The organism is Novosphingobium sp. TCA1, assembly GCF_009811895.1.
Taxonomy (GTDB): Bacteria; Pseudomonadota; Alphaproteobacteria; order Sphingomonadales; family Sphingomonadaceae; genus Novosphingobium; species Novosphingobium panipatense_A.
In genome coordinates this window covers 34,593-51,694 of the sequence record NZ_BLJH01000006.1, presented here as the reverse complement: position 1 = coordinate 51,694, position 17,102 = coordinate 34,593, and the positions used below count along the sequence as shown (strand labels likewise).

The following is a 17,102-nucleotide window of genomic DNA, read 5'->3' as shown; positions in this document are numbered from 1 at the left end:
GGCCTTGCACCCGATCCTATTCATCGTCTTCCTGCCGTTACTGGCAGCGATCATCGCCGGGCTCGGCAACAAGCAGCTGGGCAACGTTCCCGCAAAGGTCCTGACGACCGGCGCGCTGTTCGTCGCCTGTGCGCTGAGCTGGCCGATCTTCATCGGTTTCCTCACCGGAAACGCCGAAGCCAGCGTCGTGCCGGTCCTCAAGTGGGTCCAGTCCGGCGCCATGACCTGGGACTGGTCGCTGCGGGTGGATTCGCTCACGGCAGTCATGCTCGTGGTCATCACCTCGGTCTCCGCGCTCGTACACCTCTATTCCTGGGGTTACATGAGCGAGGAGCCGGATCAGCCGCGCTTCTTCGCGTACCTCTCGCTGTTCACGTTCGCCATGCTCATGCTGGTGACTGCGGACAACCTGGTGCAGATGTTCTTCGGTTGGGAAGGCGTGGGCCTTGCCTCGTACCTCCTGATCGGCTTCTGGTTCCGCAAGCCTTCGGCCGGTGCTGCCGCGATCAAGGCCTTCGTGGTCAACCGCGTCGGTGACCTTGGCTTCATGCTCGGTATCTTCGGCTGCTTCCTGGTGTTCGGCACCGTCTCGATCCCCGAGATCCTGCAGGCCGCACCCAGCATGGCCGGTTCGACGATCGGCTTTCTCGGCCACCGCTTCGACACGATGACCGTGATCTGCATCCTCCTGTTCATCGGTGCGATGGGCAAGTCGGCGCAGCTCGGCCTGCACACCTGGCTCCCGGACGCGATGGAAGGTCCGACCCCGGTTTCGGCGCTGATCCACGCAGCCACCATGGTCACCGCGGGCGTCTTCATGGTCTGCCGCCTGTCGCCGCTGTTCGAAACCAGCGAGACGGCGATGCACTTCATCGCCTTCATCGGCGCCTGCACCTGCTTCTTCGCTGCCACCGTCGGCTGCACGCAGTGGGATATCAAGCGCGTCATCGCCTATTCGACCTGTTCGCAGCTCGGCTACATGTTCTTCGCCACCGGCGTCGGCGCCTATGGCGCGGCCATGTTCCACCTGTTCACGCACGCTTTCTTCAAGGCGCTGCTGTTCCTTGGTGCGGGCTCGGTCATCCATGCAATGCACCACGAGCAGGACATGCGCTTCTACGGCGCGCTGCGTAAGCACATCCCGATCACCTTCTGGACGATGACGGCGGGTACGCTGGCCATCACCGGCGTGGGTATCGCAGGCTTCGTGGGCTTCGCAGGCTTCTATTCGAAGGACGCGATCCTCGAAGCGGCCTTCGGTTCGGGCACGGCAGTTGGCGGTTTCGCCTTCTGGATGGGCATTGCCGCCGCGCTGATGACCAGCTTCTACTCCTGGCGCCTGGTCTTCCTGACCTTCTTCGGCAAGCCGCGCTGGATCCAGTCGGAGCACATCCAGCACGCCGTCCACGACGCGCACGGCCACGATGATCACGGTCATGACGATCATGCCCATGCTCACGACGACCATGCCGACGATGCACATGCCCATGCCGCACCCGAACTCGGTTCGCGCGGCCCGGACTACACGCAGCACGGTGACGGCACGGGCGGATATCATCCGCACGAAAGCCCGCTGGTCATGCTGCTGCCGTTGCTGATCCTCTCGATCGGTGCCGTCGCTGCGGGCTTCGTCTTCAACCACGCCTTCGTCTCGGAAGGGACCGGCGAATTCTGGAAGGGCGCCCTGGTGTTCCACGAACACCTGATCCACGCGATGCACGGCGTGCCGACCTGGGTTAAGTGGGCACCGTTCACGGTGATGTCGCTGGGCCTGCTGATCGCATGGTACGGCTACATCAAGAACCTCTCGTTCCCCAAGGCAGTCGCCGAGCAGCTCGGGCCGGTCTACACCTTCGTGTTCCGCAAGTGGATGTTCGACGAACTCTACCACAACATCTTCGTTCGCCCGGCCTTCTGGCTCGGCAAGGTGTTCTGGAAGGTCCTGGATATCGGCGTGATCGACAAGTTCGGTCCCGACGGTGCCGCCTGGGTCGTCGCCAGGGGTTCGACTTACGCGCAGAAGGTCCAGTCGGGCTATCTGTACAGCTACGCTCTTGTCATGCTGCTGGGCCTTGTCGGCGCCATCAGCTGGGTGATCGCGGGATAAGATGATGAGTGGTTTTCCGATCCTCAGTCTGATGTTGCTGGTGCCGCTCGCGGCGGCACTGGCATGTCTCTACCTTGATGCCAAATCGGCACGCACGGTGGCGCTTCTCGCCACCCTTGCGAACCTTGCCCTTGGCGTCGTCCTCTGGCTGAACTTCGATGTCGGCGGTGCGCAGTGGCAGTTCCAGGAACGGCATGAGCTGTTCTCGGGCTTCTCCTACGCCCTCGGCATCGACGGCATCGCGCTGCTCCTGATCGAGCTTTCCGTCTTCCTCATGCCGATCTGCATCGGCGCGAGCTGGAACTCGATCGAGAAGCGCGTGGGCGAATACATGGCGGCGTTCCTGCTCGTCGAAACGCTGATGATCGGCGTCTTCGCGGCCCAGGATCTCTTCCTGTTCTACATGTTCTTCGAAGCCGGCCTCATTCCGATGTACCTGATCATCGGCATCTGGGGCGGCGCGGATCGCATCTACGCCTCGTACAAGTTCTTCCTCTACACGCTGCTTGGCTCGGTGCTGATGCTCGTGGCGATGCTGTGGATGGTCCACACCGCCGGCACGACCTTCATCCCGACGCTCATGACCTATGACTTCGACCCGCAGGTCCAGACCTGGCTGTGGCTCGCCTTCTTCGCCAGCTTCGCGGTGAAGATGCCGATGTGGCCGGTCTACACCTGGCTTCCGGCGGCGCACGTCCAGGCGCCGACCGCAGGCTCGGTGATCCTGGCAGGCGTGCTGCTGAAGATGGGCGGCTACGGCTTCATCCGCTTCTCGCTGCCGATGTTCCCGGAAGCCTCGGCCTACTTCGCGCCGCTGGTCTGGGGCCTGTCGATGGCCGCCGTCGTCATCACCTCGCTCATTGCGCTGGTGCAGGACGACATGAAGAAGCTGATCGCCTACTCGTCGGTCGCGCATATGGCCGTCGTGACCATCGGTCTCTTCGCCTTCAATCCGCAGGGCCTCGAAGGCTCGATGCTGGTCATGCTCAGCCACGGCCTCGTCTCGGGCGCGCTGTTCCTCTGCGTCGGCATTATCTACGACCGCCTGCACACCCGTGAGATCAGCCGCTACGGCGGTCTTGCCATCAACATGCCGCGTTACGCGCTGTTCTTCCTGCTCTTCACGATGGCCTCGATCGGCCTTCCGGGCACCAGTGGTTTCGTCGGCGAATTCCTGAGCCTTGGCGGTATCTACCAGGCATCGAGCTGGACGGCGCTGATCTGCACCACCGGCATCATCCTGGGCGCCGCCTACATGCTCTACCTCTATCGCCGTGTCGTCTTTGGCGACCAGAAGAATGCCGATGCCGCCGCCATGGCCGACCTCGACCTGCGTGAATACCTGATGGTGATCCCGCTCGGCCTCGCGGTGCTATGGATGGGCGTCTATCCCGAGAGCTTCATTGCTCCGATGCGCGCAGACATTGCCGCGCTCGACGCCCGGCTCGCTCGCGCAAAGCCGGAAGGAGACTCCAAGTTGGCCATGGGCAAGGAAAAGCCTGCACATGAAGAAGCAGCCGCGCATGAGGGGGCACACTGATGGACTGGTCACAGTCGCTGCGCCTGATCGCGCCGGAAGAAACGCTTAGCGTCGCAAGCCTGGTCTTGCTCCTTGTCGCCGCCTGGGGCGGTGACAAGGCGGCGAAGCTGATCTCCGTTCTCGCCGTGGCGGCGCTCGTCGCCGCCGGCATCCTGGTCGCTCCCGCGCTTTGCGGCGGCGCGATGGGCGCCGAAACCTCGGCCTTCTTCGGCCAGTACCGTGCCGACGCCTTCGCGTCCTACGCCAAGATCCTGATCTACCTTTCGGCGGCAGTGTCGCTGGTGGTGGCGCCGGCCTACTTCGACCGGTTCAAGGCCATGCGGGCCGAATATCCGGTCCTCGTGCTGCTGGCCTCGATCGGCATGGGCATGATGGTTTCGGCCACCGACCTGCTGACGCTCTACATCGGCCTCGAGATGAACTCGCTCGCGGCCTACGTTCTGGCGGCGTTCCTGCGCACCGACGGTCGTTCGGCCGAAGCGGGCCTCAAGTACTTCGTGCTGGGCGCGCTGGCCTCGGGTATCCTGCTCTTCGGCATGAGCCTGACGTACGGCTTCGCTGGCACCACTTCGTTCGCGGGTATCAGTGCCTCGATGGCGCAGGGCCTCTCGAACGGCGCGCTGTTCGGCATCGTCTTCGTCTTCGCCGGTCTGGCCTTCAAGATCAGCGCCGTTCCGTTTCACATGTGGACCCCGGACGTTTACGAGGGCGCGCCGACCCCGGTGACCACGCTCTTCGCGACGGCGCCGAAGGTTGCCGCCATGGCCCTGACCATGCGCGTCGCCATCGAGGCCTTCGGCGACCAGGCTGCGGCCTGGCAGCAGATCGTGGTCTTCGCCGCGCTCGCCTCGATCGTCGTCGGTGCCCTTGGCGCCATCGGCCAGACCAACATCAAGCGCCTGATGGCCTACTCGTCGATCAACAACGTGGGCTTCATGCTCGTCGGTCTCGCCGTGGCGACGCCGCAGGGCGTCTCGGCCATGCTGTTCTACCTCGCGATCTACGTCGCGATGTCGGCGGGCGGTTTCGCGGTGATCCTGATGATGAAGGACGCGGACGGCAACCCGGTCGAGGAACTCGCCAAGATGGCCGGTCTGTCGCGCACGCGTCCGGGCCTTGCGCTGGCACTCGCCATGGTCATGTTCAGCCTTGCCGGTATCCCGCCGATGTTCGGCTTCTGGGGCAAGTTCCTGGTCTTCAAGGCCGCTGTGGACGGTGGCATGATCGCTTTGGCGGCGATCGGCTTCGCGGCCTCGGTGATCGGCGCCTTCTACTACCTGAAGGTCGTCAAGGTCGTCTATTTCGACGAACCGGCCGATGTGGTGAAGGGTGAAAGCGACGTCTGGCACAAGCTGATCCTGGTGCTGTCGTGTGTGTTCATCTCGCCGCTCGGCTTCCTGCTGACCAAGTGGCTCGGCCACCTGAGCGAGACGGCTGCGGCCGCACTCTACTCCGGCCTTTGATAGAAGTCGTCGAAGAGACCGCTTCGACCAACGCGGACCTTTCCCGGCGCCTCGGCGCCGGGGAGGGCCTCGCGGAAGGGTTCTGGCTGCGAGCGGTCAGGCAGAGCGCCGGGCGCGGTCGCCGCGGTCGGCAATGGTCCTCGCCGGAAGGCAATCTCTACGCCAGCACGATCGTCGCGCTGAGAGCCGAGGATCCCTCGGTCCATACCCTGGCATTCGTCGCGGCACTGGCCGTTTACGACCTGATGCTGTCGCAATTGCCGCTCGAAGCGGACTGCCAGCTGAAGTGGCCCAATGACGTTCTCGTCGGTGGCGCCAAGATCTGCGGCATCCTGCTGGAGCGCGCGGGCGATCATGTCATCATCGGCATAGGCGTGAACGTGGTCAGCGCGCCCGATCTTCCCGATCGTGCAACCACTTCGATCCTTGCTGCAAACCCCGATAACGACAACGACGCGCAGGCCATTCTGGAAAAGCTCGTCGCCTGTCTCGCGGAGCGCCTGTCGCAATGGCGGCGGGAAGGCCTCGCGGCGACGCTGGCCGCATGGATCCGCCACGCGCATCCTCAGGGAACGCCGCTGCTGGTCACGCTGGACGAGGAAGGGCTGTTACCAGGCGCCTTCGCCGGGCTTGACCCGGACGGAGCATTGCGCTTGCGTCTGGCCGACGGGTCCCTACGTGTCGTCCACGCCGGTGACGTTTCGCTCGCCTGAAGGAAATTCCATGCTGCTTGCCATCGATGCCGGCAACACCAATGTCGTCTTCGCGCTGTTCGAGGGCCGTACCTTGCGCGGCCGCTGGCGCATCGCCACCGATCCGCGTCGCACGGGCGACGAGTATGCAGTCTGGCTGATGCAGCTTCTCTCGATCCGCGGCGTCGCGGCGGAAGAGATCGAGAACATCATCATCTCCACCGTGGTGCCGCGGGCGCTGCACAATCTGGAAATTCTCTGCCGCCATTATTTCGACGTCGAACCGCTGGTGGCAGGTGTCGGCAAGGCAGACTATGCGATCGACATCGACGTCGATCAGCCCAAGTCGCTGGGTGCCGACCGCGCCGTCAACGCCATCGCGGCGCATGAGCGGCACGGCGGTGACCTTATCGTCGTCGATTTCGGCACCGCGACGACGTTCGACGTGGTAGACTACAACGGCGCCTACAAGGGCGGCATCATCGCGCCGGGCATCAATCTCTCGCTGGACGCGCTGGTGGGCAATACCGCCAAGCTGCCGCGCATTGCCATTGCCGTTCCCGCCAGCAAGAGCGTGATCGGTCGCAATACCGAGGACCAGATGCTGATCGGCGTATTCTGGGGCTATGTGGCGATGATGGAGGGCCTGATCGCCCGCATGCGCGCCGAAATCGGGCGGCCCGCCAAGGTCATCGCGACCGGTGGGCTTGCCGTATTGTTCGACGAGGCTTCCGATATTTTCGACGCGGTCGATCCCGACCTGACGCTCGAAGGCCTCGCCATTCTTGCCGAAAGGGCATCGAAGACGTGATTCCAGGTAACGAACTGCTGTTTTGTGCGCTCGGGGGCTCGGGCGAGATTGGCATGAACGTCAATCTCTATGGCTGCCAGGGCAAATGGCTGATGGTCGACCTGGGCATGACTTTCGGCATGAACGAATATCCCGGCGTCGATCTGGTCTTCGCCGATCTCGACTTCATCGAAGGCGAGCGGGAAAACCTTCTCGGGATCGTGCTCACCCACGCGCACGAGGATCATATCGGCGCGGTTCCCTACTTTGCCGAGGAACTCGGCGTGCCGATCTATGCCACGCCCTTCACCGCGCGCTTGGTGGCCGCGAAGCTGGAAGAGGCAGGCATTCTCGATCAGGTCGAACTGATCGTCATCGATCACCTCGACCGTTTCGAACTCGGGCCCTTCGGCATGCGCTATGTGCCGCTCGCGCATTCGATTGCCGAAGGCAATGCGCTGCTGATCGACACGCCGTTCGGCAAGATCTTCCACACCGGCGACTGGAAGCTGGATGACGAGCCGCAAGTCGGCACCCCGGCGACCAAGGCGGAACTGACCGCGATCGGCGACGAGGGCGTGCTGGCACTGGTCTGCGATTCCACCAACGTGTTCAATCCCGAGGCTTCGGGCAGCGAAGGCGAAGTCTATCGCGGGCTGCTGGAAGAAGTGAAGAAGCATCGCGGCCGCCGCGTGCTGGTCACGACTTTCGCCTCGAACGTCGCCCGTCTCCAGACGCTGGGCGAAGTGGCGCGGAAGACCAATCGCAAGCTCTGCGTGGCCGGGCGCTCGCTCGACCGCATTATCGAGACCGGACAGGCCAGCGGCTATCTCAAGAAGCTGCCCGAACTGGTCGATGTCGAGACGGCGATGGACTTGCCGCGCGGCGAAGTGCTGATCGTCGCGACGGGCGGGCAGGGCGAGCCGCGCGCCGCGCTTTCGCGCATTTCGGAGGGCAATCACCCGATCAAGCTGGAGAAGGGTGATGTCGTCCTGTTCTCCAGCCGCCAGATCCCCGGCAACGAAATCCCGATCGGGCGTATCCAGAACCGCCTCTCGGACGCGGGGATCGTCATCGTCACCGACCGCCAGAGCATGATCCACGTTTCCGGCCATCCCGGTCGGCCGGAACTCGTTGCGCTCTATGGCTGGCTGCGGCCCGAGATCCTACTACCGGTCCACGGCGAGATCCGCCACATGCGCGAACAGGCCCGGCTCGGGCTGGAAAGCGGCATTCCGAACGCGGTATTCCAGAAGAACGGCGATCTCGTCCGCCTGGCACCGGGCAAGCCGGGCAAGTTCGGGGAGGTCCATTCGGGCCGCCTGATCCTGGACGGCGACATCATCGCGCCTGCCGACGGCGACGCCATGGTCATGCGCCGCCGCATCGCCTTCAACGGCGTGGTTTCGGTGGCGGCCGACCGTAAGGGTCATGTGCAGGTGGCGGCGATCGGCCTGCCGCTCGACGAGGACTATCCCAAGTTCGTCGAGGAAGCGCAGCGCGATGTCGCCGATGCGCTGGGCCGTGCCAAGAAGTCCGACCGCGAAGTACGTGTCGAAGCAGCTCGCCTTGCCGCGCGCCGCGCCGCCACGCGCTGGTCGGGCAAGAAGCCGCAAGTGCAGGTGATGCTGCTGGAGGATTGACGGCGATGGCGATGCAATGGACCTCGATGGTGGCGATCTACGGCCTGCTCTGGGTCTTGAGCGCCTTCCTGGTCATGCCGTTCGGCCTGCGCACCCCCAGCGAGGTGGAAGGCTACAAGGTCGAGAAAGGCCATGCCGACAGCGCCCCGGTCAATTTCCGCCCCCGCATGATCGCCCGGCGTGCGACAGTCTTGGCGCTGGTCCTGTTCGGGCTCTATTACGTGAACTATGCGGAGCAGTGGATCACGGTCAGCGATCTCAATTTCTTCGGAAAACCACCCGTCGAAGACCTCGGTTACTGAAATAAAAGGAGGCCCGCCTGCGTTACAGGCGGGCCTCTTTTTGTAGGGCGAAGATGGCTGCGGATCAGCTGCGAAGCCTTTCGATCCCCTGCGCCAGGGCGACATAGAGTTTGCCCATGTCCGAGGAGAGCAGGGTAACACCCAAGGCATTGCCGTCCCGGGTCGAAAGCACCTGACGCAGGATCGATTCGAAGTCGTGGATGTAGCGGCTCACATGCTCGCGGAAGGCCTCGTCGCGTTCGAACAGTTGCTGGATCGACTTGATTTCTCCTGCATCCAGCAGGGAAACCGCCCGGCGCGTGAAGATCCCGCGATCGCCGCGCAAGTAGGAAGCCCAGGCGGTGTCCGAGACTTCGCTCGACAGGGCCGAGGCGATATCGATGGCGTTCGAATTGAGCGCTTCCGTGATCAGGGCGACGCGGCGGGCAAAATCGTTGTCGACCTGCTCTTCGGCCTTGTCGCGGGCATCCGCGACGCGGCTTTCGAGGTTACCGACGAGTTCGTCGACTTTCGAAAGCTGGTCGCGCAACTGGATCGTCGCCTCGCGGGTGGCGCCGGATGCGTGGGCCACGGCCTGATCGAGCTGGCCGGTGACTTCGGCCACGCGCGTCCGCATCGAGCGATCGATGGCCTGCGCGCTTTCCGTGCCGAGGTTCTCGGCGACGCGGGCGATGCGAACGGCGCTGTCGGTCTCGATCGCGGTGACGGATTCCTCGATCGTCTTGCCGAGCGCGCCAATGGCTTCGCGCAGTTCGTCCTGCGCGCGTCCGGCGGCAGTCTTCGTTGCGGCGTCGATATCGTCGAGCGAGGTGCGCAGGACCTGCAACAGGCTGACGTGGGCCGCGCCGTGCTCGGACAGATCCGAGTGCATGGCCGAAAGCTCGTCGGCAAAGTCCTTCAGATTGTTGCCCGAGGTTTCGACCCCGCCTGCGAGTTCCTCGCCGCTGCGTGCCGATTGGGCAAGGCCCTCGAGTACCGCCGTAATGCCTGCCTGAAGCCGCTCGAGGCGGGTTTCGGAAACCGTGAGAGCCTCGGGAAGATCGTGATGGGCATAACGGGCGCTGCCCTGGATCAGTTCGAGGAGGCGCACGCTGGTTTCGGAAAGCCTTTCCACGTCGCCGTCGGTCGCGGAAAGCGTGGCACGGGCGGCCGTGAGGCGTTCGGTCAGGGCAGCGAGACTGCCGCGCAGGCGTGCTTCGAGCGTTTCGCCGCTGCCGACGATCGCTTCGAACCGCGCTTCATATTCGCCGAGCTCGCCGGTGACGGCGGCGGCGCGCTCGCTGAGCACGGCTGCCTGGAGGCGGTGGCGCTCCAGGCGTTCCGCGATGGCATTGTCGAGATCGCCCAGCATCTGGTCGATCCGCGAAATGGCGTGGCGTTCCTGTTCCGCCTGGCGGGCCTGACGCTCGCCGGTTTCCACCGCAAGCTTGTCCCGGCGCGCGGCGATCTGCTGGTCGAGTGCGGCGGCATCGCTGCCGACGGCTTCGAGGCCGCCGCGTAGCGCGGTTAGAGCGGCTTCCTGTGCGCGCGAAATGCCGCGTGCGACTTCGGCCTGTTCCTCGTGAATTTCCTCGAGAGCCTGTCGCCAGGCTTCGGCCGCGCGGCCTTCGCCGTCGCGCAGGGCGCGCGACACGACGTCGCTTTCCTCGCGGAGCGCAACCAGGCGTGCCCGCAGTGACGTCAGGCTTTCTTCCTCGTGACGGTCGAGCTGGCTGCGGGTGTCGATGATCTCGGCTTGCAGCGCGGCCGCGCGGGTGCGGATCGATGCGAGGGCGGCGGCTTCGTGGCCGTCCAGTTCCGCGCGCATGGTGCTGCCGTGTTCGGAGAGTACGGCGAAGCGTTCGTCGGCAAGTGTGCCGATCTGCTCGCTGCGGGCATGGATCGCGGCGAGAGCGGCGTCCACGCTTTCACCGAGCCGGGCGACCTGCCGTTCGCTGGCAGAGCCGAACTCGTTGAGGCGGTTGAAGCCGTTGATCATGTCCTCAAGCTGGACATGCGCCGCGCGGCCGGCGTTGCCGATATTGTTGGTGACGTCCTTGGCAGAGCTGGCAATTACCGGGAGCTGGCTGCGCAGCTTTTCCATATTGTCGAGCGCGGCCTGACTGACCCCGCAGATCGATTCCACGCGCGCGCCGTTGTCGCGGATCAGGTCCTGCAATCGATCGGCATTGGTGGACAGGCGTTCCGTGGCGATGCGGCCGAGTGCCTCGAGGTCGCGCGACTGGGCGGCGATGAACTCGCGCGCCAGGCTGAGTTCGCGGTTTACCGTGATCAGGCGGGTCTCGAGCTGCGCCGATTCGCTTGCCAGCGTGCGGGCGACATGGCCGAAGCGCCTGCTTTCACGGGTGCTGTGACGGATCACCAGCAGCCAGATCATGCCGATCAGCAGGAGCGGGACGGCCCACTGCATGACATAGGCAGATACCGCATCGAGACCGGCACCCTGCTCGAACACGGCGCGGTGGGCGTAGAGAAAGAAGGCGGTCCAGACGGCGGCGGCAGCGCCTGCCAGCGCCGGGGCCAGCCATTCCCGCGCGGGCGGTGTCTCGGCCGAATCGTCCGTGGCGACCCATGCATTACGCCAGACATCGTCCGAAATCTCTTGTCCGCTATCCTGCGGGGAGACGCCGAGCGCCTGGGATTCGTTCATGGGGTCTTCCGATTTTCCGTTCGAAGCGCGGCCCGAGCCGTCTTCTCGATCCGAGCCGTTTTCCCGGTCCAAGCCGTTTTCACTACCGCTCGCACCGAATGCGATGATCCTGTTTTCCCCAGCCATGCCGATCAGGATAACACGCAGGGGGCGTCGATAAAGCCCGCTTTAACCCTTTGGGCATTAAGCTGGGGAAATGGCATATGAAGCAGGCGCCCTCGAAGCGACGCTCGCCGCGGCTGCGGGCGGTGATCCCGCGCTTTTCGCGGAGCTGCGCGCGTCCTATCTGGAAAGCGTGGCGCGGCAGATAGACCTGCTGTCCCGCGCCCGGTGCGACGGCAACTGGAATCTTGCCGCGATGCGACTCAAGGGGCTGGCCGCGAGTTTCCATTCCGCCGAGCTTCTGGCCCTGGCCGAACGTGCCCTGGAGGGTGCGCCGGGCGAACCGAGCGTGATACGCCGCCTTCAGGCCTATCTTGCCGAGTTTTCCGCCGCCTGATGCACGTGCCCGGCTTGGCACCACGCAGCCCTTTGCCTAAGGGTTGAGGGTCGCTGGAGTGTAACGAACTGCGTATCGCATTGCTCGCCATGATGGAGCCTGCCGTGGCGGGCCAGTCCCTGTCGCGTGCGTTCCTGCGCGTCGGCGGCGCTACGCTTGCGCAGCATCAGCTGGGCCTCGCCCTGGCGCTGGATTGTCAGCGCATCATCTGCCTCGCGCGCGGAACCTCGCCGGAGATGATCGCCCTGCAGCGCATGGCGGAAGACGCCGGCCTGCAATTCTACATCGCGCCCGGTGCGAGGCCCCTGGCAGGACTGGTGACCGCCAGCGACGAACTCGTGGTGATCGGTGAAGGGCTTTTCGTCGATCCTGCGAGTGTCGCGCCCTTTTTCGAGGGACGGTCTTCCGCGGTTCTGGTGCAACCGGTGGAGGGCGGACTGGCGGCGGGCTTCGAGCGGATCGACATCAACCGCGCGAGCGCCGGGGTCATGCGCATTCCGGGGCATCTGGTGGAAAATCTCCAGGAGCTTCCCGACGACTGCAACGTTCCCTCGGCATTGACCCGGATCGCCCTGCAGGCGGGCGTGCCGATGCACGAGGTTCCGGCGGACCTTCGCAGCGGCGTGAACTGGCGGCTGATTCGCGACGAGAGCGAAGCGCATGTCGTGGAAATGGAATGGCTGCGGGATCGTTTTGCGGACGGGGAGGGGACGTCTCCGGGCCGGGCGATCGCGCGCTACGGGGTTCTGACATTCGGATCCTCGCTGCTCCACGCGGGCAATGCCAGCAACATGGTGAGCCTTGGCGTGATCGTGGCTCTGGCGATCGCGGGTGGTTTTGCCTGGTTCGGGTTCGCTGCTGTCGGATTTCTCGTGCTGGTCGTGGCCGCGGTACTCGTGGAAGCGAGCCGTTTCCTGCGTTCGGCCGAGCGTCATGCGCTGGGTCAGTTGCCGCCCGCGATCCCGCGCGCCAACGTTCTGCGCTGGCTTGTCGATGCGGTATTCGGGCTGTCCCTGCTTGCCGCGATTTCACGTCTCGGCGGCGAATCGCTGATCTCATGGATGTTTCCGCCGGCCGTACTGATGATGCTGCTGGCGATGATTCCCCGCTTCGTGACCGGGACGGCCGCATCGCTGGCGGCAGACCGTGCCACATTGGGACTTTTGCTGGCTTTTGCCGCAAGTTTCGGGCAAGTTGAAGCTCTGGTGGAGGTTCTGGCGATCGCGCTCATTGTGATCGGCATGTCACTTCCGCTACGTCGGAAGAACTAACCGGGGCTTAACCAGATACAGGGTAAACGGGACGGATGATCGACAACGCTGTTCATCCGGCCGACGACCAGACCGCGGAGGCCTTGCTCCGTGCGGAGCTGGCGCGCGGCGATGCCATGGCCGATAGTGTGCTGCCGATCCTGCAGTATCTGCTGGCGGCGGAAGACAGCGCGCTGTTCAGTGACGAGATTCTCGCGCGGGTGCGCGGAATGGTGGCCGACATGGCGCGCCAGATCGTGGAGCAGTTGTTCTGCGATTCTGCCGGACCGGGGCAATTCGCCGAGGATATCGAGGATCTCTCGCGCGCCTTCATGGCGGATTCGCTGCTCCTGGCCCACGTTCATGCCCTTGCGCTGGAATGGCAGATGACCGAGCGGCTTCAGTCCCGCCTTGCCCTCGATCCGGTGGTTGCGCCGCTGGTTCAGGCGATGATCGCGTCTGCCGAGGGCACCGTTCACGGGCTGGCGGTGAGCTGGCTCGCGGCGCAAGCGCGCTGGTGCCAGGCCCAGCGGCGCATGAGCCTGCCGTTGGAGGAGCTTCCGGGCGACCTGCTTCACCGAGTGTTGCTGGCGGTGCGCGGAATTTTCGGCGCAGGGAAGGCGCCGCTGGCGATCCGCTCCGGCGAAACCGGAACTTTGCGGGACGAGCGAAGCGAAAGGCTGGCACTCGCGGAAGCGGCCATTCGCCGGCAGTACGATGAAGGCTCTACCCGGCTCGGTCTGGCTTCGCGTCTTCTGACCGGTCTTGGCGGCGCGAGCCATATCGCCTTGTCGGTGAGCCATGCGGGGGTCGCCCTGTTCCTGACGGCGCTTGCGAGCGGATCGGGCCTGAGACGGGAGGCGGCGGTTCTCGCCACGCACGAAGCGCAATTGGCGCGCCTGGCTCTGGCATTGCGTGCCGCGGGCCTCAAGGCGGCGGATATCGAGAAGCAGTTTCTGGCCATTCACCCGGAAGCGATGCTGCCTGAAGGGTTTGAGAGACTGGGGGCGGACGTCGCGGCGTCCATTCTGGCCAGCGGACGGCAGGGCGGCTGATGCTGATGGAAGGTTCCATTCTTGCCCGCGCCGTCAGCGACGCGCAGGACCGGCTGCTTGAGGCGGACGAGCCTCTGGCCGGTCTTCAGGAGCGCTGCGGCGGCGAACTTCCCGGTACGATCGCCGTACCCGAACTTCTGGAGCTGGTGCGAAAGGCGCGCCGATACGGGTTCCGCCTTGCCCGGGCCGTTTCGGCACATGACGGCGGAGACGTGATCACCGCCTGGGTGGAAGTCGAGCCGCAGGGGCTGGGCGAGGGGTGCCAGATCGTCGTGCGCAACTGGCAGGCTGCGCCCGCGCCGGTGGAGGATGCCGCCTCGGTCGAACGACGGCGTACGATGATCGATCGGCATCTGGCCGAACTCAGCGCGCAGCTCGATGCCGACCAGCGCGTCCTGGCGGTCCTATCGGAGAGTACGGAACTCGCTGCCGTCGCGGCGGCGATGGGCGCCGGTTTCGGACAGCACTGGACGGAGTTTCTGCCGCCCGAAAAGGTCACGCACAAGCAGCCGTTGCACTGGCGCCTCCTCGACGGATCGCGGGTCGTGGTTCCGGGGTCGCGTCGGACCTGGCGGGTTTCGCTCGTACCGCATATGCGGCCGGGGTTCGATCCGGCCGGATTCGAGCTTCTGCTGGTATCGGAGACGCCGTCGGTGGCGGCCCGGGCGGCGCGCGAGCCGATGGAGCCGATGCTGCGGCGCAGCCTTGTCGGCCATGATCTTGCGCCGGTGCTGCGCCAGCCTATCTCCCGGATCATCGCCAATGCCGAGACGATCCGCACCCGGCTCGCCGGGCCGCTGCCCGATGCCTATGCGGAATATGCAGGGGAGATCGCGGGGGCCGGAAAGCTGCTGCTGGGCTTGCTGGAAGACCTCGCTGACCTCGAAGTGGTCGAGACGGAGGGCTTTACGACGGCGCCGGACCGGGTGGACCTGTCCGAACTGGCGCGGCAGGCCGCGGGCATCCTCAATGTGCGGGCGCAGGAGAAGGCGATCGTCATAGAGGCGCCGCACCTTTCCGAAACCCTGCCTGCCGTGGCCGAGTACCGCCGCGTCCTGCAAGTGCTGCTCAACCTGATCGGCAATGCGATTCGCTATTCGCCGGAAGGCTCGCACATCTGGATCAGGCTCGAAAGCGCGGGCGATCGTGCGCGGATTACCGTGGCGGATCAGGGGCCGGGGCTGTCCAGCGAGCAGCAGGGCAAGATCTTCGAGAAATTCGAGCGCCTGGGGCGCAGCGGCGATGGCGGATCGGGGCTCGGCCTCTATATCTCCCGCAGCCTCGCGCGGGCGATGGGCGGCGATCTGTTGGTAGACAGTGCGCCGGGGCAGGGCGCGCGTTTCATCCTGGATGTTCCCGCCGACCCGGATGCCTGATTACAGGTGCCTGATTACAGATGGTTGTCGTTGGTGCCGTTGCCGCGACGTGCCAGCCACAGCAGGATCGCGCCCACAGCCGCCATGACCGCGCCGCGCACGGCCCAGCTTCGATCATCCAGCATCAGGCTGTCGCTAGGCCAGGAGAGCAGGCCCGTTCCTTGGGCGACCCACAGCAGGCCGACGACGATACCGGAAAGTCCGATCACGACTGCAAGTATTCTGAGGAACAGCATGACAATTCCTCCCGAGAGATGCTCCAGGAATGATGACACCTTGCGGCCGATTTAAGGCACCGGCCGCGATAATACGATCATTTGCTCGCCGGATCGCGGACAAAGACCCCGTCCTTCATGATGGCGACGAAATTCTTCTCCGGGTCTGCGATGAGGTCGATATCGGAGATCGGATCGCCATCGACCAGGATGAGGTCGGCAAGTGCGCCGACCTCGACGACGCCGAGCTTGCCTTTGTAGGGTGACCTTTCGCCGGACAGTGCAAGAAGCTGGGCATTGTCGTAAGTGACCATCTTCAGGATCTCGGCAGGCGCGAACCACTGCTTCAGCTTGAGAATATAGGCATTCTGTTCGCGGTTTTCTTCCGGCCGGAACAGGAAATCGGTGCCCCAGGCGAGCTTGACGTGGTACTTCTTGGCCCAGGCCCAGGCGTGATCCGAGCCTTCACGCACTTCCATCTTCTTCGCGCGCCGTTCCGGTGGATCGCCGGGCAGCGGCGGCGGCAGGTTCTGGAGGGAAAGCCAGGCGCCGCGCTCACCGATGAGCTTGATCGTGGCTTCGTCCAGCAACTGGCCGTGTTCGATGGATTGCACGCCCGCATCGAGCGCCCGGCGCACGGCACGCGGGGTATAGGCGTGGACCGCGACGTAAGTTCCCCAGTCCTGCGCCGCGGCGACGGCTGCCGAGAGTTCCTCCGGCAGATATTGGGTGACGTCCAGCGGATCGTATTCGGACGAGGAACCGCCGCCGGCCATGAGCTTGATCTGGCTGGCACCGAAGCGCAAGTTTTCGCGGGTAGCGGTGAGCACTTCGTCGCGCCCGTCGGCAATGAACGTCGCGCCGAGTTCTTCGGCGCGGGCCGGTTTCCCGAAGAAGCGGCGCGATCGTTCGCTGGGAAGACGGAAATCGCCATGGCCGGAAGTCTGGCTGATGACGGCGCCGGAAGGCCAGATGCGCGGGCCCTGGTATTTCCCGGCGTCGATCCCCGCCTTGAGCCCGAAGATCGGCCCGCCCATGTCCCGCACGGCGGTGAACCCGCGCAGCAGCATCGCCTTGGCCTGCACGGCGGCTGCGACTTCGGCGGATTGCGGCGTGAGATCGGGCGACAGCAATTGGGGCTCGGTCAGTGCGCTGAAAGTCAGATGGACATGGACATCGATCATGCCCGGCATCAGCGTGCGTCCCTTGCCGTCGATCACATGGGCGCCGGAGGACGTGGAAGAGCCGGGACCGATCGCGGCGATGACATTGCCTTTGACCGTCACGCTGGTTGGAGCGGAAAGCCTGCCCGAATGCCCGTCGAAGACGCGCACGTTTCGAAACACGGTTTCCGTCTGCGCGGGTTTCGCGTCCTGGGCCTGTGCGGGAACGACCAGCGACGCTGAAAGCAGAAACACGGCAATCCGTCCGAAAGCATTCGGGATCATTCGCTAACGCCCCCGTCGCCAATAGTCTGGAATCCTTGGAAGGCTATATAGCGGCATTTTGCATTTCAAGTA

The 17,102-nt window shown here is 64.6% G+C and carries 14 protein-coding genes; 11 read left to right on the top strand and 3 right to left on the bottom strand.

Translation table 11 applies throughout. The features are described 5' to 3' along the window. Nucleotides 1–4: 4 nt before the first annotated feature. The 7 genes from nuoL to NTCA1_RS09490 are packed head-to-tail and all read left to right on the top strand — an operon-like array spanning nt 5 to nt 8,537. On the top strand, nt 5–2,107 hold the full coding sequence (gene nuoL, locus NTCA1_RS09520; protein WP_159830234.1) for an NADH-quinone oxidoreductase subunit L: 2,103 nt from the start codon (nt 5–7) through the stop codon (nt 2,105–2,107). 4 nt (nt 2,108–2,111) lie between these two features. Then, entirely contained in the window at nt 2,112–3,647 is a 1,536-nt protein-coding gene (locus NTCA1_RS09515) for an NADH-quinone oxidoreductase subunit M (protein ID WP_159830232.1), read from the top strand. Continuing rightward, on the top strand, nt 3,647–5,110 hold the full coding sequence (gene nuoN, locus NTCA1_RS09510; protein WP_086490628.1) for an NADH-quinone oxidoreductase subunit NuoN: 1,464 nt from the start codon (nt 3,647–3,649) through the stop codon (nt 5,108–5,110). Before NTCA1_RS09515 ends, nuoN begins: the two co-directional genes overlap by 1 nt. After that, nucleotides 5,107–5,823, top strand: a complete 717-nt coding sequence (locus NTCA1_RS09505) for a biotin--[acetyl-CoA-carboxylase] ligase (RefSeq protein WP_159830230.1) — start codon at nt 5,107–5,109, stop codon at nt 5,821–5,823. The genes nuoN and NTCA1_RS09505 overlap by 4 nt, the downstream gene beginning before the upstream one ends. A 10-nt stretch (nt 5,824–5,833) precedes the next feature. Continuing rightward, a complete protein-coding gene (locus NTCA1_RS09500; protein WP_159830228.1) occupies nt 5,834–6,613 on the top strand; it encodes a type III pantothenate kinase in 780 nt (259 codons plus the stop codon). Beyond that, nucleotides 6,610–8,235, top strand: a complete 1,626-nt coding sequence (locus NTCA1_RS09495; RefSeq protein ID WP_159830226.1) for a ribonuclease J — start codon at nt 6,610–6,612, stop codon at nt 8,233–8,235. Before NTCA1_RS09500 ends, NTCA1_RS09495 begins: the two co-directional genes overlap by 4 nt. An 11-nt stretch (nt 8,236–8,246) precedes the next feature. Beyond that, nucleotides 8,247–8,537, top strand: a complete 291-nt coding sequence (locus NTCA1_RS09490) for a DUF1467 family protein (protein WP_159830427.1) — start codon at nt 8,247–8,249, stop codon at nt 8,535–8,537. 64 nt (nt 8,538–8,601) lie between these two features. Here NTCA1_RS09490 and NTCA1_RS09485 read toward each other — a convergent pair whose 3' ends face one another. Further along, nucleotides 8,602–11,187 carry an ATPase gene (locus tag NTCA1_RS09485; RefSeq protein ID WP_236549209.1) on the bottom strand — a complete coding sequence of 862 codons (2,586 nt, stop codon included), beginning with the start codon at nt 11,185–11,187 and terminating at the stop codon, nt 8,602–8,604. Between the two features lie 196 nt (nt 11,188–11,383). Between NTCA1_RS09485 and NTCA1_RS09480 the strand changes: the two genes are divergently transcribed. The 4 genes from NTCA1_RS09480 (at nt 11,384) to NTCA1_RS09465 (ending at nt 15,367) form a co-directional block, all read left to right on the top strand. Further along, on the top strand, nt 11,384–11,686 hold the full coding sequence (locus tag NTCA1_RS09480; RefSeq protein WP_133083870.1) for an Hpt domain-containing protein: 303 nt from the start codon (nt 11,384–11,386) through the stop codon (nt 11,684–11,686). A 104-nt stretch (nt 11,687–11,790) separates the two neighbouring features. Further along, nucleotides 11,791–12,957, top strand: coding sequence for a hypothetical protein (locus NTCA1_RS09475; protein ID WP_236549208.1), 1,167 nt, complete (start codon nt 11,791–11,793; stop codon nt 12,955–12,957). Between the two features lie 35 nt (nt 12,958–12,992). After that, complete coding sequence (locus tag NTCA1_RS09470; RefSeq protein ID WP_086490621.1) at nt 12,993–13,991, top strand: hypothetical protein; 999 nt, start codon at nt 12,993–12,995, stop codon at nt 13,989–13,991. Then, nucleotides 13,991–15,367, top strand: a complete 1,377-nt coding sequence (locus NTCA1_RS09465) for a sensor histidine kinase KdpD (RefSeq protein ID WP_159830221.1) — start codon at nt 13,991–13,993, stop codon at nt 15,365–15,367. Before NTCA1_RS09470 ends, NTCA1_RS09465 begins: the two co-directional genes overlap by 1 nt. 14 nt (nt 15,368–15,381) lie before the next feature. On the opposite strand, the gene NTCA1_RS09460 is transcribed toward NTCA1_RS09465, so the two are convergent. Together NTCA1_RS09460 and NTCA1_RS09455 are read right to left on the bottom strand one after the other, a co-directional pair. After that, nucleotides 15,382–15,603 (bottom strand): hypothetical protein, encoded by a 222-nt coding sequence (locus NTCA1_RS09460; protein ID WP_159830220.1) that lies wholly within the window; start codon nt 15,601–15,603, stop codon nt 15,382–15,384. Nucleotides 15,604–15,680: 77 nt separating this feature from the next. Then, complete coding sequence (locus NTCA1_RS09455) at nt 15,681–17,030, bottom strand: amidohydrolase family protein (RefSeq protein WP_159830219.1); 1,350 nt, start codon at nt 17,028–17,030, stop codon at nt 15,681–15,683. Nucleotides 17,031–17,102: the final 72 nt, after the last annotated feature.